This is a genomic window from Paraburkholderia sp. GAS333 (genome assembly GCF_050435665.1).
Classification (GTDB): domain Bacteria; phylum Pseudomonadota; class Gammaproteobacteria; order Burkholderiales; family Burkholderiaceae; genus Paraburkholderia; species Paraburkholderia fungorum_A.
In genome coordinates this window covers 84,292-102,073 of sequence record NZ_JBNDKS010000002.1, presented here as the reverse complement: position 1 = coordinate 102,073, position 17,782 = coordinate 84,292, and the positions used below count along the sequence as shown (strand labels likewise).

Annotated in this window: 18 protein-coding genes; 5 read left to right on the top strand and 13 right to left on the bottom strand. The window is 64.2% G+C overall.

Annotation, left to right across the window (positions count from 1 at the left end; translation table 11 throughout):
- The first annotated feature begins 99 nt into the window (after positions 1-99).
- Both flgK and flgL read left to right on the top strand, forming a co-directional pair.
- Positions 100-2,094: a flagellar hook-associated protein FlgK gene (gene flgK / locus ABH945_RS09675; protein WP_429250433.1), complete on the top strand. Its 1,995-nt coding sequence runs from the start codon at positions 100-102 to the stop codon at positions 2,092-2,094.
- A gap of 11 nt (positions 2,095-2,105) precedes the next feature.
- On the top strand, positions 2,106-3,332 hold the full coding sequence (gene flgL / locus ABH945_RS09670) for a flagellar hook-associated protein FlgL (protein WP_074762459.1): 1,227 nt from the start codon (positions 2,106-2,108) through the stop codon (positions 3,330-3,332).
- 112 nt (positions 3,333-3,444) lie between these two features.
- Here flgL and fliR read toward each other — a convergent pair whose 3' ends face one another.
- From fliR to fliF, 13 genes are all read right to left on the bottom strand, one after another.
- Complete coding sequence (gene fliR / locus ABH945_RS09665) at positions 3,445-4,227, bottom strand: flagellar biosynthetic protein FliR (protein ID WP_074762458.1); 783 nt, start codon at positions 4,225-4,227, stop codon at positions 3,445-3,447.
- A gap of 31 nt (positions 4,228-4,258) precedes the next feature.
- Complete coding sequence (gene fliQ / locus ABH945_RS09660) at positions 4,259-4,528, bottom strand: flagellar biosynthesis protein FliQ (protein ID WP_074762457.1); 270 nt, start codon at positions 4,526-4,528, stop codon at positions 4,259-4,261.
- Between the two features lie 41 nt (positions 4,529-4,569).
- On the bottom strand, positions 4,570-5,382 hold the full coding sequence (gene fliP / locus ABH945_RS09655) for a flagellar type III secretion system pore protein FliP (protein ID WP_429250432.1): 813 nt from the start codon (positions 5,380-5,382) through the stop codon (positions 4,570-4,572).
- A gap of 32 nt (positions 5,383-5,414) precedes the next feature.
- Positions 5,415-6,002: a flagellar biosynthetic protein FliO gene (gene fliO, locus ABH945_RS09650; protein ID WP_143026191.1), complete on the bottom strand. Its 588-nt coding sequence runs from the start codon at positions 6,000-6,002 to the stop codon at positions 5,415-5,417.
- Positions 5,999-6,463, bottom strand: a complete 465-nt coding sequence (fliN, locus tag ABH945_RS09645) for a flagellar motor switch protein FliN (protein WP_074762456.1) — start codon at positions 6,461-6,463, stop codon at positions 5,999-6,001. Before fliN ends, fliO begins: the two co-directional genes overlap by 4 nt.
- On the bottom strand, positions 6,456-7,454 hold the full coding sequence (fliM, locus tag ABH945_RS09640) for a flagellar motor switch protein FliM (protein ID WP_074762455.1): 999 nt from the start codon (positions 7,452-7,454) through the stop codon (positions 6,456-6,458). Before fliM ends, fliN begins: the two co-directional genes overlap by 8 nt.
- A gap of 63 nt (positions 7,455-7,517) precedes the next feature.
- Positions 7,518-8,012: a flagellar basal body-associated protein FliL gene (gene fliL, locus ABH945_RS09635; RefSeq protein WP_074762454.1), complete on the bottom strand. Its 495-nt coding sequence runs from the start codon at positions 8,010-8,012 to the stop codon at positions 7,518-7,520.
- A gap of 744 nt (positions 8,013-8,756) precedes the next feature.
- Positions 8,757-10,289 (bottom strand): flagellar hook-length control protein FliK, encoded by a 1,533-nt coding sequence (locus ABH945_RS09630; RefSeq protein ID WP_429250431.1) that lies wholly within the window; start codon positions 10,287-10,289, stop codon positions 8,757-8,759.
- Between the two features lie 114 nt (positions 10,290-10,403).
- Positions 10,404-10,853 carry a flagellar export protein FliJ gene (gene fliJ / locus ABH945_RS09625; protein WP_074762452.1) on the bottom strand — a complete coding sequence of 150 codons (450 nt, stop codon included), beginning with the start codon at positions 10,851-10,853 and terminating at the stop codon, positions 10,404-10,406.
- An 11-nt stretch (positions 10,854-10,864) separates the two neighbouring features.
- A complete protein-coding gene (gene fliI, locus ABH945_RS09620; protein WP_429250430.1) occupies positions 10,865-12,595 on the bottom strand; it encodes a flagellar protein export ATPase FliI in 1,731 nt (576 codons plus the stop codon).
- Positions 12,589-13,278 (bottom strand): flagellar assembly protein FliH, encoded by a 690-nt coding sequence (fliH, locus tag ABH945_RS09615; RefSeq protein ID WP_429250429.1) that lies wholly within the window; start codon positions 13,276-13,278, stop codon positions 12,589-12,591. Before fliH ends, fliI begins: the two co-directional genes overlap by 7 nt.
- Positions 13,265-14,260, bottom strand: a complete 996-nt coding sequence (gene fliG / locus ABH945_RS09610; protein ID WP_074762449.1) for a flagellar motor switch protein FliG — start codon at positions 14,258-14,260, stop codon at positions 13,265-13,267. Before fliG ends, fliH begins: the two co-directional genes overlap by 14 nt.
- Positions 14,250-16,037: a flagellar basal-body MS-ring/collar protein FliF gene (fliF, locus tag ABH945_RS09605; RefSeq protein WP_074762448.1), complete on the bottom strand. Its 1,788-nt coding sequence runs from the start codon at positions 16,035-16,037 to the stop codon at positions 14,250-14,252. The genes fliG and fliF overlap by 11 nt, the downstream gene beginning before the upstream one ends.
- Positions 16,038-16,275: 238 nt before the next feature.
- Between fliF and fliE the strand changes: the two genes are divergently transcribed.
- The 3 genes from fliE (at position 16,276) to ABH945_RS09590 (ending at position 17,721) form a co-directional block, all read left to right on the top strand.
- Positions 16,276-16,617: a flagellar hook-basal body complex protein FliE gene (fliE, locus tag ABH945_RS09600; protein WP_429250428.1), complete on the top strand. Its 342-nt coding sequence runs from the start codon at positions 16,276-16,278 to the stop codon at positions 16,615-16,617.
- Between the two features lie 346 nt (positions 16,618-16,963).
- Positions 16,964-17,398 carry a flagellar export chaperone FliS gene (gene fliS, locus ABH945_RS09595; protein ID WP_074762446.1) on the top strand — a complete coding sequence of 145 codons (435 nt, stop codon included), beginning with the start codon at positions 16,964-16,966 and terminating at the stop codon, positions 17,396-17,398.
- On the top strand, positions 17,395-17,721 hold the full coding sequence (locus ABH945_RS09590) for a flagellar protein FliT (protein WP_074762445.1): 327 nt from the start codon (positions 17,395-17,397) through the stop codon (positions 17,719-17,721). Before fliS ends, ABH945_RS09590 begins: the two co-directional genes overlap by 4 nt.
- The last annotated feature ends 61 nt before the right edge of the window (positions 17,722-17,782 follow it).

The window sequence follows — 17,782 nt, the reverse complement described above, 5'->3', positions numbered from 1 at the left end:
TACATCGGAATGGCCCTCAATTTTCTGTGCGGGGGGCCGTTAAACAATTTATTCAGTAACTCGGCGGCATGTGTGTGATGTCGCCCTTCAGGATGACGCATGTCGGGCAATCTCATATCTATCGGCCTCAGCGGACTTAATGCAGCCCAGTGGGGTTTGACGACGACTGGTGAGAACATCAGCAACGCGTCGACCGCCGGCTACTCAGTGGAAACGCCGGTCTATTCGGAAACGGCCGGCACCTACACCGGTTCGGGCTATCTGCCGATGGGCGTCTCCACGACCACCGTGCAGCGCTCGTACAGCCAGTATCTGGCGACCCAGCTCAACAACGCGCAATCGACCAGTGGCTCGCTGACCGCGTACAACACGATGATCACGCAGCTCAATAACCTGGTCGGCAGCCCGACCACGGGGATTGCGAGCGCCATCAACAGCTATTTCACCGGTTTGCAGAACGTCGCCAACGACGCGTCGGACACCGCCACGCGGCAGACCGCCGTCAGCGATGCGCAGACCCTCGCCGACCAGATCAATGCGGCCGGCGCGCAATACGACAGCCTGCGCTCGAGCGTCAACACGCAGATGAGCAACGCGGTCACGCAGATCAACACGTACACCGCGCAGATCGCTTCGCTGAACAGCCAGATTCTCTCGGCCAGCAACCAGGGCCAGACGCCGAACCAGTTGATGGACCAGCGCGACGAAGCCGTGTCGAACCTGTCGCAGCTGATCGGCGTGCAGACAGTGCAGGCCAGCAACGGCAGCTATAGCGTGTACATGTCGAATGGCCAGCCGCTGGTGTCCGCGGACAACAGCTTTGCGCTGGGCACGGCGACGTCGACGACCGATCCGACCGAAGTGTCGGTGACCTATCTCGGCCAGGTCGGCGCGAAGCCGACACCGACGCCACAGACGCTGTCCGACAGCCAGTTGTCTGGCGGCACGCTGGGCGGTCTCGCGGAATTCCGTTCGCAAACGCTCGATCCGGCCGAAGCGCAACTTGGCGCTATCGCCACCAGCTTTGCCGCGCAGGTGAACGCGCAGAACGAACTGGGCATCACGCTGAACGGCTCGGCCGGTGGCGCGCTGTTCACGGTCGGCACACCGCAGGTCAACGCGAGCACGCAGAACACCGGCAATGCAACGGTGAGCGCGACTTTCGCGGACGCGACCCAGCCGACGACCGGCGACTACACGCTTGCCTATAACGGCACTACCTACACGCTGACGGACAATTCGACCGGCTCCGTGGTGGGCTCCGCACTGGATCTCACCAAACCGATCGACGGCCTGCAATTCTCGAGCACCGGCACGATGCAACCGGGCGACTCGTTCGAAGTCCTGCCCACACGCGGCGCGCTGAACGGCTTTGCGCTGGCGACCACGTCGCCGTCGGCAATCGCCGCTGCGGCGCCGGTGCTGGCTTCGGCGTCGGCAGCGAATACGGGCAGCGCAAAGATCACCCAGGGCACGGTGACGGCGGGCTACACCGCGCCGACCACCGCGTCGACGATCACGTACACCGCCGGCACGGGCCTCACCGGTTTCCCGCTGGACTCCACAGTGACGGTGGCAGGACCGCCGTCCCAGTCGTACAACATCACGTCGTCGACGACGGCGGTGCCGTACACGGCCGGCTCGGGCGCGACGCTGACGATCACGAATCCGACCAATTCGACCAGCGCCGCCAGCATGAACAATGTGACGGTCACGATCAGCGGTACGCCGGCCGACGGCGACTCGTTCACGATCGGACCGAACACTGGCGCGGCCAGCGACGGCCGCAACGCACAGCTGCTGTCGAACCTGACGTCGGCGCAGTCGCTCGGCGGCGGCACGTCCACGCTGACGCAGGCGTACGCGAACTACGTCAACACGATCGGTAACCAGACGACGCAGATCCAGAGTTCGAGCACCGCGCAAACCGCGCTCGTCACGCAGATCACGACCGCGCAGCAGTCGGTGTCGGGCGTCAACATCAATGAGGAAGCAGCCAACCTGCTTCAATATCAGCAGCTCTATCAGGCGAACAGCAAGGTGATCCAGACTGCTCAGACCCTGTTCTCGACGTTGCTCGGCATCTTCTCGTAAGGCGTTAAACCATGCGTATCTCAAGCCAGCAGTACTTCAGCATGAACGTCTCGACAATGAGTGACCAGCAGGCCCAGTTGTCGCAGATCTATCAGGAAATCTCGAGCGGCGTCTCGCTGAGCACGCCCGCCGACAATCCGCTCGGCGCGGCTCAGGCCGTGCAGCTTAGTTCGACGGCGACGGCGCTGTCGCAATACACGACCAACCAGAACACGGCGTTGTCGTCGTTGCAGGCCGAAAGCTCGACGCTCAGCAACGTGCTGACCACGCTGCAAAGCGCCAACACGGCTGCACTGAGCGTCGGCAGCGGTATCCTGAACGACACCAACCGCACGGCCATCGCATCGCAGTTGACGAGCCTGCGCGACCAGTTGCTGACCTACGCGAACGCCACCGACAGCGCGGGTAATTCGCTGTTCTCCGGCTTCCAGAACACCACCACGGCGTTCACCACCAATGCGAGCGGCGCTGTCGTCTATTCGGGCGACACCGGCACGCGTGCGGTGCAGGTCACGGGCAGCAATGCGGTCGCGACGAGCGACAACGGCGCGGCGGTGTTCATGAGCGTCAGCGCGACCAATGCCGAGCCGATCGCGGCGGGCAATTCGGCCAACACCGGTACGGGCGTGATCGGTTCGGTGACGGTGAACGATCCGACCAACGCGGCGAATGCGGACTCGTATCAGATCGCGTTCAGCGGCAGCGGCTCGACGCTGTCGTACACGATCACCGATACGACGACCGGCGTGGCAGGCACGGCGACGCCTTACACGGAAGGCTCCGACATTACGATGGGCGGCCAGACGGTGGCGATCACCGGCACGCCGGCGGCGGGCGACCAGTTCACGGTGCAGCCGGCCAATTCGGCAGGCACCGATGTATTCGCGAATCTGAACGCGATGATCGCCGCGTTGCAGAATCCGACGACGGGCAACCCGGCTGCGCAGGCAACCCTGCAAAACGCGATGAACACGGGTCTGTCGCAACTGGCGAACACACTGAGCAATGTGACGGCGGTGCAGGCGTCGGTGGGTGGTCGCGCGCAGGAAGTGACGGCGCTGCAAACCGTCACGCAGACCAACTCGCTGCAAACGCAAAGCAATCTCGCGGATCTGACCTCGGTCGACATGGTCTCGACGATCAGCAAGTACACGTTGCAGCAGGCCGCGTTGCAGGCTTCGCAGCAGGCGTTCGTGCAGATCCAGAACATGTCGCTGTTCCAGTACATCAACAGCTGATGGATTGCGCGGACATCGTCCGCGCAGATGTCAAAAAAGCCGGCGCGAGCCGGCTTTTTTATTGCATGCAGCGGGAGCAACGGCGCATGCGAATCCGCGAAAGCCCGTCAGTCTATTTCAACCCCGCCGCGACCCGGCCCATCTCGTCGATACCCATGTCGAACAGATGGACGAAGTACGGGATCATGTTCGGCAGCATCAGTTGCACGAGCAGCAGACCGACCAGCATGGTCAGCGGAAAGCCGATCTGGAATACGCCGATCTGCGGCGCGGCGCGGTTCAGGATGCCGAGCGCGAGGTTGGCGATCAGCAGCGCGACGACCACCGGCAGCGCCAGCAGCAAGCCCGACGAGAAGATCGAGCCGCCCCAGTTGGCGAGCGTCTGCCAGCCGTGCGGCGCAAGCAGATTGGCCGACACCGGCACCGACTGGAACGTGGCGACCAGCGCGGCCAGCATCTGCAAATGACCGTCGACGGCGAGAAACACCAGCATCGCGATTGTCGTCATGTAGCGCGAGATCACCACGCCCGAACCGGTCGACTGCTGATCGAAGAAGGTCGCAAAACCCAGCCCCATGCCGAGGCCGATGAAGTAGCCGCTCGCGTCGATCGCCTGAAACGTTATCTGCATCGTCACGCCGAGTGCAATGCCGATCAGGAACTGGTTGACGAGAATCCACACGCCGTCCGCGGAAAACACCGTCACCTGCGGCAATGCGCCGATGGTCGGCGCGACGATCAGCGTGGTGAAGGCGGCGAGGCCGACCTTCACGCGCATCGGCATCGAGACGTTGCTGAGGATCGGCGCGGTGCCGATCAGCGCCGCAATGCGCGCGAACGGCCACAGGAAGGCGGTCAGCCAGGCGTTCAGTTGAGCGTAGGTGACCGTGAACATGAGAGGGCGGGCGGGGGCGGCGGCAAGCCGCTCAGTTGACGAGCGTCGGAATGCTGGTGAGCGTGTGACGCAGGTAGTCGAGCATGGTCGTCAACATCCACGGACCGGCGATCACCATCGTGACAGCAATTGCCAGCAGCTTCGGAATGAACGACAGCGTGGATTCGTTGATCTGCGTGGCGGCCTGGAACAGGCTCACCACGAGGCCGACCACCAGCGCGACCAGCAGGAGCGGAGCTGCCAGCACCAGGCCGACGTACATCGCCTGGTGGGCCAGCGTCATGACTGATTCGGGTGTCATGGTGAATTTCGCCGGGAAGGTTGAAGGGTTAAACGAAGGGATTAAACGAAGCTCTGCGCGAGCGAGCCGAGCAGCAACTGCCAGCCGTCGACCAGCACGAACAGCATCAGTTTGAACGGCAGCGAGATGGTGGAGGGCGACACCATCATCATCCCCATCGACATCAGCACGCTCGCCACCACCATGTCGATGATGAGAAACGGGATGAAGATCGTGAAGCCGATCGTGAAGCCGGTTTTCAGCTCGCTGGTCACGAACGATGGCACCAGCAGCGACAGCGGCACGTCTTCCGGGCCCTGCATCGGCGCGGCGTGCGAGATGCGGGCAAACAGCGCGAGATCGCTTTCGCGGGTCTGACGCAGCATGAAGGTCTTGAACGGCGCAACGCCACGCGAGACCGCCTGATCCATCGAAATCGTGCCGTCCGAGAACGGCTTGTAGCCGTCGTTGTAGGCCTTGTCGAGCACCGGCGACATCACGAACAGCGTGAGGAACAGCGCAAGACCGACCAGCACCTGGTTAGGCGGCGTGGTGGTCGTGCCGAGCGCCTGGCGCAGCAGCGACAACACGATGATGATGCGCGTGAAACTCGTCATCATCAGCACCATCGCGGGCAGGAACGACAGCATCGTGAGCAGCAGCATCGTCTGCACGCTCAGCGAATAGGTCGTGCCGCCGTTCGGGCCGGGACTCGTGTTGAACGCCGGCAAACCGGCGGTTTGTGCGAACGACAGCGACGGCAACACCAGCAGCAGCGCCGGCATCACGATCAGCAGAAGCGGGGCGACGCGGCGCAACACGGCCATGACTGTCGACGCTGCCTGCGAGCCGCCGGTGGCGCCATGGTTGCGCATGGCACGCGCGGATTGAAAACTGAACTGCAGCATTACCGGTCCCCGCCGCCTTGCGCGTTGAAACGTTTGCCAACTTCGCCTTTCAGCGCGTCGCGAAAGCGTTGTCCGAAGGTGCCGGGCAACGCTGCGCCCTGCGGTGACTGTCCGCCGATCGAAACCGCATCCGCCGAAGCGGAGCCTGCCGGCATCGTGTGCAGCAGCCGCACATTGCCGGGCGCCGCGCCGAGCACGAGCCACGTATCGCCGATCTCGACGACCGCGACACGCTCCTTGCCACCAAGCGATGCACCGCCGATGGTCTTCACCAGACCGCCGCGACTACCCGGCTGCAAGCCGAAGCGTCGTGCGAGCCACGCGCAGCCGAACACCACCGCGATCACGATCAGCAGACCGACCACCGTCTGCAGCACCGCGCCGACGCCGAGCGCCGGGACAGCCGTGCCCGCGCCGACACCCGACGCGATTTTCGCGGCGTTGTTGACTGCGTTGAGGTCGGCGGCCCGCGCGGCTAGCGGTGCGAAAAGCGCTGCCGGTGAGATCGCCGTGAAAGCGACGCGCAGCAGCACAGTGGAGATATCGCGCGAAACGTTCGGCATGGCGCGACCGGCAACGCGTTTCATCGATTCAACTTCCGGATACGTTCAGACGGCGTGATGATGTCGGTCAGACGGATACCGAACTTGTCGTTCACCACCACCACTTCGCCCTGGGCGATCAGGCAGCCGTTCACCAGCACGTCCATCGGTTCACCGGCCATGCCGTCCAGTTCCACCACCGAACCCTGCGCGAGTTGCAGCAGGTTGCGGATCGCGATCTTCGTGCGGCCGAGTTCGACGGTCATCTGGACGGGAATGTCCAGGATCATGTCGATGTCGTTGCGCGTCGAGGTCGGCTCGACCTTCGACAGCGGCTGGAACACACCCGCCGTCGAGGCGCTGACTTCCGGGTTGTCGTTCTGTTCGGCGAGTGCGCTGGCCCAGTCGGCCATTGCGTCGTCGTCTTCGGTACTGACCGCACCGGCGGCCAGTTGCGGCTCACCTGCGGCCGCTTCGGCTTCGGGTTTTGCGTTCAGGTCACTCATATCCACCTTCCTTCATCGTGTCGGCTGCGCTGATCATTTTCTGGACCCGCAACGCGTACTGACCATTGAAAATTCCGTAGCCGCACTCCATCACCGGCACACCGTCGACTTTCGCGGTGATGTGCTCGGGGATGTTGATCGGCAGAACATCGCCTTTGCGCATGTTCAGGATCTGCTCGAACGTGACCGGCACTTGCGCCAGATCGGCGGTCAGTTCCACTTCGGCTGCCTGCACCTGCTGCGACAGCACCCGCACCCAGCGGCGGTCCACGTCCATCGCCTCGCCCTGGATCGGCGACGACAACTCGGCGCGGATCGGCTCGATCATCGAGTACGGCATGCAGATGTGCAGCGTGCCGCCGGTCGTGCCGAACTCGATCGAGAACTGCGTGACGATGACGATTTCGTTCGGCGTCGCGACGTTCGCGAACTGCGTGTGCATTTCCGAACGCATGTATTCGAACTGCAACGGCTTCACGCTTTTCCACGACGCCGTGTAGTGCTCGAACGTCAGATTGAGCAGCTTCATGATGATGCGCTGCTCGGTCGCCGTGAAATCGCGCCCTTCGACCCGCGTATGGAAACGCCCGTCGCCGCCGAACAGGTTGTCGACCACGAAGAACACCAGGTTCGGGTCGAACACGAACAGCGACGTGCCGCGCAGCGGCTTCACGTGGACCAGGTTCAGGTTGGTCGGGATCGGCAGGTTGCGGGTAAATTCGCTGTACTTCTGCACCTTCACCGGGCCGACGGAGATTTCCGCCGAACGACGCATGAAGTTGAAGATGCCGACGCGCAACAGACGCGCGAAGCGGTCGTTGATGATTTCGAGGCCGGGCATCCGGCCGCGAACGATCCGTTCCTGCGTCGCGATGTTGTAGGGGCGTACGCCCTGGCCGTCGTTCTGCTCGGCAACCGAGTCGGACTCGCCAGTGACGCCCTTGAGGAGGGCATCGACCTCCTCCTGGGACATGAACTCTTCGTGGCCCATTGCTTATTCCTCGTGCGTCCCGTGGCGGTTGATGATGGCAGTGCTAGATCGCTTCACGGAACGTCACTGCACGACAAATTCGGTGAACAGCACGTCGTTGACGTGGACCGGCGGTGCGCCCTTGTCGGTCGGCTGTTCGATCAATGTTTGCAGCTCGGTGGCGAGCGCGCGCTTGCCGTCGAGCGGCGCGAGATCGTCCGGGTGATGGTTCGACAGCGCGAGCAGGATGCGGCTGCGCAGTTCCGGCATGTGATCGGTCAGTTCCTGCTGGACTTTCGGGTCCGTCAGCTTGAGCGTCAGGCCGATGCGCAGGAAATGCTGCTGGCCGTCGTCCGATTGCAGGTTCACCGTCATCGATTCGAGCGGGAAGAACAGCGGCGCGGGCGGCGGCGGTGCTTCGGCCGCCGTGGCTGCCGGCGCGCGTTTGGCCATGAAGAACCACACGCCAGCGCCAGCGGCTCCAGCGGCGATGATCGCAATGAGAACGATCAGGATGATGCGCTTCATCGGGCCCGGCGAGGCGGACGCGGTCTGCTGAGGTGCGGTGGTGGTTGCCATGTGGTTTGCTTTTGCTTGCCGTTAGTGCTGGTGGTGTGATTGTTGTTGATTTGCCTGCGGCGCGATGGGTCGAAAAGAAGGGTTATTGCAGGCTATCTCTGGTTTTTAACTTGGGGCGGGGGGCTGGTTGCGGGCCTCGGGTGTTGGCCTTTCCTTGCGATCACGGTGGTCTATTGGCGTTGCGCCTGTGCCGGGGGGAGTTTTTTTGGGCTGCGCCCTTTGGCGGTGTGCTTCGGGGTGTTGGCCTTTCCTTGAAGTCACGGTGGTCTATCAGCGTTGCCCCTGTGCGGGGCGGCACTCACTTTCTTTGCCGCCGCAAAGAAAGTAAGCAAAGAAAGCGGGCTTTACCCCGCTAACCATTAAGCGGGTCCCCTGGCTTGGAGGGGGCAGTGGTGCATCTGGAATCTGTGCTCCCGCACACTCCGCGTTCGTGACAAGGCAGTCATTCTTCCGGCGACGCTGCGCGCGCCGTCGCGGTCGTTCCCTCAGCCGCCCCTTGTCGGTCTCGCGATGGAGCCTGCGCTGGCTGGTTAAGTCCAGGCTGAACTGGCGAAACTGCGTGCTCGGCTCTTACAACACGTCATGTATTCCGGCGGCGTTCGCGCTTGTGGGCGCGGCGACTGAATGGACGCGAGCTTCAGTGCACGCGGCCCGGCTTTAGCTATTGCGCCAGCGCAAATTCAGCCGGGCGCGTCCGGCGTCTGTTCGGCGCCCTGAGGCTTCGATCAAAGCGCCTTCCACCTGTCATGCAAACGTGTCGACCAGGCCCACGGTTTTGCGGACCGGGACATTCGCCACGGTTTCGGTGTCGGCTGCGTCGACGCCGGCTATCGATCCGCGATTACCGCTGGATTTGCCGCTCGACTGGCCGGAATCGGCGTTCTGCTGGCCGCTGCTCTGGCGGGCAAAACCGTCGCTCACGCTCGCGCTTCCCAAGCCAATTCCGTTCGATTCCATCGCTTCGCGTAACTTCGGCAGCGCGGCCTCGACGGCTTCGCGCACGGACTGGTGCTGCGACACGAACAACGCATGGGCATGGTTGTCGGCGACCTGCAACACAACCTGCAACGGTCCGAGATCCTTCGGGTTCAATGTCAGTTCGGCACTCTGCGAGTGCGCGTTCGACAGAAACACCACCTTCTGGCTCAACGCGTCTTCCCAATCATTCGTGCCGACCTGCGGAGTCAATGCGTTGGCGGCATCGGCCGCGCTGGCGTTGCCGGTGCTCTGGACTGCCGTTGTCGTGCCCGCCGCGCTCGCAGCGGCTTGTGCTGCCGCCTGCGCGGCGGTCGCGGCGTCGGCGGCGCTCTTGAAGGTCGCGAGGTTGTCTGCCTGCGAGCCGTTGGCGGCGGCCGCCGCCAACGCGTCCAGCGATGATTTGCCGGCGGTCGGGTCTGCCAGTGCCGTCGTCGCGGCCGTCAGCGCGGACTTCGCGCTCGATCCCTTGCCCTCGCCGAACAAGCCGGACATCAGCGTCTTGCCATCAGCCGATCCGCTCAGGCCGCCGGTCGTCGTCGTTCCCTCGGGCTTGGCGTTCGCCGCCGCGCCGGCCGCCAGCGCCTGCGCCGATACCGCGCCCTGGCCGCTGGTCAGCGCGGAAAGCGCGGCCTGCAAAGCGTCCTGAACAGATTTGGGATCGGTCGCGGCTTTCTTGCCGGTGGTTGCGCCGGTCGTCGCCGTTGCCGTCGTGGTCGTGCCTGCGCCGGCCAGCGCTGCTGCGGCGTCGGCCAGCGTCGTGTCGGAGTCGTCCGCGTTCTGTGCGGTGGCGTTCGCGGCGTCAGCCTGGGCTTGCGCCTGGGCCTGCGCCTGCGCGGCAGCGGACGCCGCTGCGGTCGCTGCATCGGTCGCGCTCGCGGTATTGCCGTTTTTCGCCGGATGCGTCGCGCCGGTTTTGCCGTTCGAGGCCTGCGTGTTGTCCGCAGCGCCCGACGACGCAGCGGACGACGCCGATGTCGTGCCACTACTCTGCTGATCGCTGCTGCTCGCGTCGCTCGCGCTTTGGGTCGACGAATCGGCCGGCGGCGGTGCGTCATGCACGCTCGACGAAGACGCCTGCGAGGCGGCCGCCTGCGACGAAGACGACGTGGAAGAAGAGGCCGAAGAAGCCGTCGACGCCGAAGCCTGCTGCTGGCTCTGCGCCGCGCTGTTCTGCTGGACGATGCTCTGCTGCAAGGTCTGCGAGAACGGAATCGCGTTCGCGGCGGCGGTTGCGGCGGCGCTCGCCGACTGGTTGGTGGTCGAGCCGAGTAACGAGCCGATCTGTGAAAAAAGCGACATTGGAAATCCTGTCAAACCGTCAAAACGGAGTGTTTAGTCGGGCAAGCGGAGGCCGCTCGCTTCAAGACATTTCAAGAGATTTAAAACGCGTACGGCCACAACACGCACTGCTGGTCAGACGCCTTCCGTGCGCATGCGCAGAATCCGCGCGGCATGTTCGTCGGCGTCGCGTTGATCGCGCCGCGCGACGGTTTTCGCTTCGGCAGCTTCGCCGCGCGCCTGCAACACTTCATACGAGCCGAGCTTCTGCTTCTGACGCTGCCAGTCGGGCTTGGCCGCTTCGACCCGCGCTGTGGCCGTCGTCAGCAGCCTGCGCTGCTGTTCGATGGCGGCGTCGAGCGTGTCGATGAATGCCTGAAAATTGCGCATATTGCCCGCCGGCATGCCGGTCTGCGCGGTCGCGTTAAACCGCGAGTGGTATTCGTCGCGGTACTGGATCAGCGCGTTGAGCTGGGCTTCGACATCGTTGCGCTCGCGCTGCGCGCGGCCCAGTCGTTGTGCGGCAGCGTCCACGTCGTCCTGCGCAAGGCCGATAAGCGTCTTGATCGGAAAGTGCTTCGCCATCGTCAGGCTCCTTAGGCAAACAGCGCGTCGAGCATGCCGACACTCGGTTCAAAGTTCGCGCACTCGCGAAACCCTTGCTGCAAAAATGCTTCCATCCGCGGATACAGCGCGATCGCCCGGTCGAGCACGGCGTCGCGTCCGCTGGAATACGCGCCCACGTTGATCAGATCGCGGTTGCGCTGATAGCGCGACAGCATCTGCTTGAACATACGCGTCTTGTTAAGGTGGTTATCGTCGATGAGCGCGGTCATTGCCCGGCTAATCGACGCTTCGATATCGATCGCAGGATAGTGGCCGGCCTCGGCCAGCGAGCGCGACAGCACGATGTGACCGTCGAGAATCGCCCGCGCGGAGTCGGCGATCGGGTCCTGCTGATCGTCGCCTTCGGTCAGCACGGTGTAGAACGCGGTGATCGAGCCGCCGCCCTCCGGCCCGTTGCCGGTGCGTTCGACCAGCGCCGGCAGCTTCGCGAACACCGACGGCGGATAACCTTTGGTGGCGGGCGGCTCGCCCACGGCCAGCGCGATTTCGCGCTGCGCCATTGCGTAGCGGGTCAGCGAATCCATCAGCAGCAGAACGTGCTTGCCCTGATCGCGGAAATATTCGGCGAGCGACGTGGAGTACGAAGCGGCCTGCATCCGCAGCAGCGGCGACACGTCGGCGGGCGCGGCGATCACCACGGATCGCGCGAGACCTTCCTCGCCGAGAATCTGCTCGATGAATTCCTTCACTTCGCGGCCGCGTTCGCCGATCAGGCCGATCACGATCACTTCGGCGCTGGTGTAGCGCGCCATCGTGCCGAGCAGCACCGATTTGCCGACGCCCGAACCGGCGAACAGCCCCATCCGCTGGCCGCGTCCCACGGTCAGCAGCGCGTTGATTGCGCGCACGCCGACGTCGAGCACCTTGTGAATCGGCTCGCGATTCAGCGGATTGATGACCGGCGCGGACAGCGGCGCATCGGAGTGCGTGCCGAGCGGGCCGAGCCCGTCAAGCGGACGGCCGGACGCATCCAGCACGCGGCCCAGCAATTCCCAGCCGACCGGCAGACGTTTCGCGCCCGCGTTCGGATCGGCGATCGGCGCGCTTTCGAGCGGAAAGACGCGCGCGCCGGGCAGCAGGCCGATCACTTCGGTGGTCGGCATCAGAAACAGTTTGTCGCCGGAAAAGCCGACGACTTCGGCTTCGGCCATCGGCAGCGAGCTGCCTTGCGGCAGTTCGATCATCACTTCGGCGCCCACCGACAGGCGCAATCCCACGGCTTCGAGCACCAGACCGGCGGCGCGCGTCAGCCGTCCGCAAGCGCGCATGGGCCGCGCGATGGCGTTGCGCTCGCGCAACGCGTCGAGCCGGCCGCGCCAGGCCAGAACGTGCGGATTGCTGTCGAGAGCGGGATCGTATTGGGGCAGAGAAGGGAGTGAAGCCGGGCTCGAAGGGAGGTCGGCTTCCAGCTCCAGAGCGGAGTCTGAAACGGGGGCGGAGTCCGCATCCGCAGCAGCTGCTACTACGGGTTTGTCATTCGCTTTGCCGGCGTTGCGGCTCGAAGCGGGAAGGGGAGCGGGAGCGGAACCGGCGGCCGCATGCCCGCGTGCCGAACCGCGCGACGCAGCCGGCGACGCACTTTGCGCGCCTTTCACCGATTGATCCGCGAGCGCCTCTGCGCCGAACGACGCCAACGCCAGCTCACGTTCGAGCGGTGTCAGATCGCTGGCGCGGATCTCTTCGAGCGTCGGCTTTACCATGTGCTCACCTTGCCGAGCGCGGCAGCGACGCGCTCCCAGCGCGTGTCGATGCCGGCATCCACCTCGCCGGTGGCGGCTTGCGCGCGGCAGCCGCCGCGTTCCACCGATGCGTCGGTGCGCACGGTCCAGCCGCGCGTCTGCAATTCTTCCATCAGATAGGCTTCGACCACCGGCAGATCGGCAGGACTCACGATCAACGCGGGCGCGCCGACCAGCACGGGTTCGGTGGCGAGCACTTCGCGCGCGGCGGCGATCAGCGCCGTCGGATCGTGCTGCACGTGCTGGCGCACCACCTGCTGCGCGATGTCCAGCGCGAGCGAGACCAGCGTTTCGGAGATCGCGCCCTGCGCGCCTTCGAGCGCCGCCTTGAAAGTCGCGGCCAAAGCAGCAAGCCGCGCCGCTTCTTCACGCGCTTCGGTCTGACCCTGTGCGAAACCCTGCGCATGACCCTGGTCGTAACCGGCCTGATAGCCGAGCGCCTGACCCGCCACATGACCCGACGCGATGCCCTGTGCATGCGCGGCGTCGCGGCGGCGGTTCAGTTCCGCCTCGAACGCGCCGTGGTCGAACTCGGGTTCGGTGGGCTCCGGCGCGGGCGGCACCGGATCGAACGAGGCCATCTCCCAGCGTTGGTACGCCGACAGGCTGTCCTTCGCCGGGGAGTTGGAATCAGACATACGCATCTTCCGCCTTGCCGCCTAGAACAATCTGGCCGCCTTCGGCCAGGTTGCGCACGATTTGCAGAATGCGGCGCTGCTGCGTCTCGACTTCGGAGACGCGGACCGGACCGCGCGCGTCGAGATCTTCGGCGAGCAGTTCGGCAGCACGCTGCGACATGTTCGACAGGAACTTCTGGCGCAGCGCGGGGGCCGCGCCCTTCAGCGAGATGATCAACGCTTCGGACTCGACTTCCTTCAGCAGCAGCTGGATCGCGCGGTCTTCCAGATCGAGCAGGTTCTCGAACACAAACATCTGATCGATGATCTTCTGCGCGAGTTCCGCGTCGTACTGGCGAACATTCTCAATAACGCCTTCTTCATGGTTACTCGACATGAAGTTAAGAATTTCGGCCGCCGTGCGGATACCGCCCATCGGGCTGCGCTTGAGGTTGTCGCTGCCCGACAGCAGGCCGGTCAGCACGTCGTCGAGTTCGCGCAGCGCGGCCGGCTGGATGCCGTCGAGCGTCGCGATCCGCAACAGCACGTCGTTACGCAGCCGCTCGGTGAAGCACGCGACGATTTCCGACGCCTGATCGCGGTCCAGGTGAACGAGAATTGTCGCGATGATCTGCGGATGCTCGTTCTTGATGAGTTCCGCGACCGCGGCCGAATCCATCCACTTCAGGCCCTCGATACCGCTGGTATCGCTGCCCTGCAGAATCCGGTCGATGATCGCGCCGGCCTTGTCGTCTCCGAGCGCCTTGGTCAGCACCGAACGGATGTACTCGTTCGAATCCAGCGACATGCCGGTGTGCTGTTCGGCTTCCTTGACGAACTCCTGCAGCACTTCGTCGACCTGTTCGCGGGTCACGTTCTTCAGCGCGGCCATCGCGACGCCGATCTTCTGGACCTCGCGCGGACCGAGGAACTTGAACACCTGCGCAGCTTCTTCCTCGCCGATCGACATCAGCAGCAGCGCGCTTTTCATTACGCCTTCAGCGCTCATCGGACACCCAATTTTTCACGACAGTTGCAACGATCTTCGGATCCTGGCGCGCGATACCGCGTGCGAATTCCAGGTTCCGCTCATATTTGTGTTTCGCGTTTTCGAGCGCGAGCGTTTCGCTGTCGGTCTCGATCTCGACCACCGCGCCTTCGCGCTCGGCGGCCGGGATGCCGTCCAGCAGGATCGGCTCGTCCGGCGACGCCAGCGCCGGGACGACCGGCTCCGGCGGCGGGAACGCGCGACGCAGCGCCGGCTTGACCATCACGAAGTACAGGAACAGGGCCACTGCGCCGATGCCGAGGTAGGTCGCGATCTGCTTGTACAGCGCGATCATGTCGCGAGTGCGCCACCACGGCAGGTTCGCGTCCGGGTCGACTTCGGCGGTGAACGCGCTGTTGACCACGTTGACCGAGTCGCCGCGCTGCGCGTCGAAGCCCATCGCGTCCTTCACCAGTTGCGTGACCTGCGCGAGCTTGTCGGCGGTGACCGGCTGCATGCTCGTGTGACCCTTCGCGTCGGTGACCTGCATGTAGTTCACGACCACCGCGACGGACAGGCGCTTGATGCCGCCCATCGGCTGATCGACGTGGCTCACGGTCTTGTTGAGTTCGTAATTGGTGGTCGAATCCTTGTGATCGCTGACCGGCGTGGTGACCACGCCGCTCGCGCCGTTGCCGGCGGTGATCGGCGCGGACGCCGGTTGCGGCGGCGAGTTCGACAGTGCGCCCGGCACGCCCGACGCGCCGCTTTGCGTCATTTCGGTCGCGCTGCTGCTTTGCTGGCTGCGGATCGCCGCCTGCTGCGGATTGCCGTTCGGGCCGTAGTTTTCCGAAGTCTGTTCGCTATGCGAGAAGTCGATGTCGGCGCTGACCTGCGAGTGCGCGTTGCCCGAGCCGAACAGCGGCGACAGGATCGCGTCGATACGCTGCTGCGTATTGCGCTCGATCTGCTGGCGATACTTCAGCTGCGACGCGTCCAGACCGTTGCCGGTGGTCGGCTGGGTCAGCAGATTGCCGTCCTGGTCGAGAATCGTCACGCCATGCACCGGCATTTCCGGCACCGCCGACGACACCATATGCGTGATCGCGACCACCTGGCCTTCGTCGAGCACGCGGCCCGGGTACAGATTCACCAGCACGGCCGCCGACGGCGCTTCCTTGTCGCGCACGAACACCGAAGGCTTCGGAATCGCCAGATGCACGCGCGCCGATTTCACCGTCGAAATCGATTCGATCGTGCGTTCGAGTTCGCCTTCCAGCGACCGTTGATAGTTGATCTGCTCGTCGAACTGGCTGATACCGAACTTCTGGTTGTCCATCAGTTCGAAGCCGACCGAGCCGCTCTTGGGCAGACCCTGCGATGCAAGGCGCAGGCGCATCTCGTGCACCTGATCGGCCGGCACGAGGATCGCGCCACCGTTGTCCGAGAACTTGTACGGGATGTTGGCTGTTTGCAGCGCGGCGATGATCGAGCCGCCGTCGCGGTCGGACAGGTTGCTGTACAGCACCTTGTAGTCCGGCGCGCGCGACCACAGGAACAGGCCGGCCACGATGGCCACCAGCAGCGCGACGGCGAAAATCAGCGGCGCGCGCGGGTTGCCGCGCATCTGCGCGAGGCCGGACAGCCGCTGGGTGAAGTTGCCGCCCATGCCGCCGAGTCCCCCGAGGCCATCGGTGCCGCCTGGCTGGCCGCTACCGGCCACGCCGGCGCCAGGCTGCGCGCCGGCCAGCCCCATGCGGGCGTCGGGGTTGATCAATGAGTTGGCTGACGAATCCATGCGTCGGGTATCTCCGGGATGCCTTTGCGTTCTGCCGCTTGCCGCCGCACCGAGGTCGGCGGGCGTACGGACAGAGACTTTCACCCTTGAAATTATCCGCAGCGCGGCCCAACCCGATTGGTTGAATAGAGCCGGGTTTCCCCCCTAGTTTCGGGCCTTTCTACCGGGAGGCCCTTGCTATGCTTCGGTTCAGATCGGTACGGCTGAATGCGCCGGTCGTTCATTTAATGGAGAGAACATGACCATGCCCGTGAACGCGCTGTCGTCAGCGCTGCAACAAATGCAAGCGATGGCGACCCAGGCGGCCGGCGGCACGACCGACCCAACAGCGACCCAGGGAAACGGCGCAGCCACGGCCGGCAGCTTTGCCTCGGCGATGAAGGCGTCGCTCGACAAGATCAGCGACGACCAGAAAACGGCGATCGGTGAATCGCAGGCGTTCGAACTGGGCTCGTCCAACGTGTCGCTGAACGACGTGATGGTCGACATGCAGAAAGCCAACGTCGGCTTCCAGTTTGGCTTGCAGGTGCGTAACAAACTGGTCTCCGCTTATAACGAAATCGCGCAGATGTCGGTCTAAGCGGGCTTCGGACGGTGCGAGAGGCCGTCCGCCAAGCCTTCCTGCGCGCATTTTTGATGCATGTTGCATGAGTGTCGGCGGATCGCCCGCGAGGACGGTTCCGCTCAGGCTGCCTTCGCCCTTGCTGGCGGGGCGCTTCCGGTTTGGCTCGAGGTGAGGAGTTCGACGAGCCTGTCCGGCGCAGCCTGCTCGTGCGCGATACGCCCCTTAATCCTCCTTACATCGGGCTAAAGCTTTGTCGTCGCGAATCCGATAACCCGGATATAAGCCAGTTGCGAAACGTCGTCGACGCCCTGCAACGGTTCGCCACGATCAAACCGCAGTCTGTATGAGAGGAGGAGCGCTGATGTTTTCCCAAGGACACGCTGGAGCCAACGCGTATGCACGCGTGGGCGTCGAGACGGGTGTGATGGGCGCAAGTCCTCATCGTCTGATCGTGTTGCTGTATCAGGGCGCAAGGCAGGCTATCGCGCAGGCCCGCATGCATCTTCAGCAAGGCCAGGTGCCTGATCGCGGCAAGGCGATCAGCAAGGCGATTCGGATCATAGAAAGCGGGCTGCAGTCGTCGCTCAACCTTGAGGTGGGCGGTGAAATTGCGGGGCGGTTGAACGCGCTGTATAGCTACATGGCGCGGCGGCTGCTCGAAGCCAATATAAAACAGAGCGAGGCAATGCTGGTCGAAGTCGACGGCCTGCTGGCGACGCTCGAAGAGGCATGGATCGGGATTGCCCCGGAGATCGCGCGGATGGCAGCCCAGCCGGCCGCGGAAAGCATGAGATGACATCGAACGCAGAATATTTCGCCCGCTACGAGGCGGTCGCAGCGATTTCCTGCCGCATGTTGACGGCAGCCCGGCGAGCACTGTGGAGCGACCTGGTCCACTTGCAGGAGGAGTACCGGCATCTGGTGGAGGCGTTGAAGGAGGCTGATTCCGAGGTCAAACTCGACGAAGCCGAGCGTCTGCGCAAATACGCGCTGATCCGGCAGATCCTCGCCGACGACGCCGCGATCCGCGATCTGGCGAATCCGCGCATGGCCAATCTGTCGGCGCTGTTCGCCGGCCGGCCGACCCGCGTGCTGAAGGAACTCTACGGGTTGCGCTAGGGCACCCCGGCTGCATCCGCGTACGACGACGCGTCCGGCGCACTGCGCCCCGACGCGTTTT

Excerpts from the sequence above, each read along its gene's own strand:
- fliN (WP_074762456.1), bottom strand. The coding sequence starts at position 6,463 with ATGAGTGACCTGAACGCAAAACCCGAAGCCGAAGCGGCCGCAGGTGAG.
- fliP (WP_429250432.1), bottom strand. The coding sequence starts at position 5,382 with ATGCGCAACCATGGCGCCACCGGCGGCTCGCAGGCAGCGTCGACAGTC.
- fliE (WP_429250428.1), top strand. The coding sequence starts at position 16,276 with ATGACCATGCCCGTGAACGCGCTGTCGTCAGCGCTGCAACAAATGCAA.
- fliI (WP_429250430.1), bottom strand. The coding sequence starts at position 12,595 with ATGGTAAAGCCGACGCTCGAAGAGATCCGCGCCAGCGATCTGACACCG.
- fliF (WP_074762448.1), bottom strand. The coding sequence starts at position 16,037 with ATGGATTCGTCAGCCAACTCATTGATCAACCCCGACGCCCGCATGGGG.
- flgL (WP_074762459.1), top strand. The coding sequence starts at position 2,106 with ATGCGTATCTCAAGCCAGCAGTACTTCAGCATGAACGTCTCGACAATG.
- ABH945_RS09590 (WP_074762445.1), top strand. The coding sequence starts at position 17,395 with ATGACATCGAACGCAGAATATTTCGCCCGCTACGAGGCGGTCGCAGCG.
- fliM (WP_074762455.1), bottom strand. The coding sequence starts at position 7,454 with ATGGGCCACGAAGAGTTCATGTCCCAGGAGGAGGTCGATGCCCTCCTC.
- fliQ (WP_074762457.1), bottom strand. The coding sequence starts at position 4,528 with ATGACACCCGAATCAGTCATGACGCTGGCCCACCAGGCGATGTACGTC.
- fliR (WP_074762458.1), bottom strand. The coding sequence starts at position 4,227 with ATGTTCACGGTCACCTACGCTCAACTGAACGCCTGGCTGACCGCCTTC.
- fliS (WP_074762446.1), top strand. The coding sequence starts at position 16,964 with ATGTTTTCCCAAGGACACGCTGGAGCCAACGCGTATGCACGCGTGGGC.
- flgK (WP_429250433.1), top strand. The coding sequence starts at position 100 with ATGTCGGGCAATCTCATATCTATCGGCCTCAGCGGACTTAATGCAGCC.
- fliL (WP_074762454.1), bottom strand. The coding sequence starts at position 8,012 with ATGGCAACCACCACCGCACCTCAGCAGACCGCGTCCGCCTCGCCGGGC.
- fliH (WP_429250429.1), bottom strand. The coding sequence starts at position 13,278 with ATGCGTATGTCTGATTCCAACTCCCCGGCGAAGGACAGCCTGTCGGCG.
- fliO (WP_143026191.1), bottom strand. The coding sequence starts at position 6,002 with ATGAAACGCGTTGCCGGTCGCGCCATGCCGAACGTTTCGCGCGATATC.
- fliJ (WP_074762452.1), bottom strand. The coding sequence starts at position 10,853 with ATGGCGAAGCACTTTCCGATCAAGACGCTTATCGGCCTTGCGCAGGAC.
- ABH945_RS09630 (WP_429250431.1), bottom strand. The coding sequence starts at position 10,289 with ATGTCGCTTTTTTCACAGATCGGCTCGTTACTCGGCTCGACCACCAAC.
- fliG (WP_074762449.1), bottom strand. The coding sequence starts at position 14,260 with ATGAGCGCTGAAGGCGTAATGAAAAGCGCGCTGCTGCTGATGTCGATC.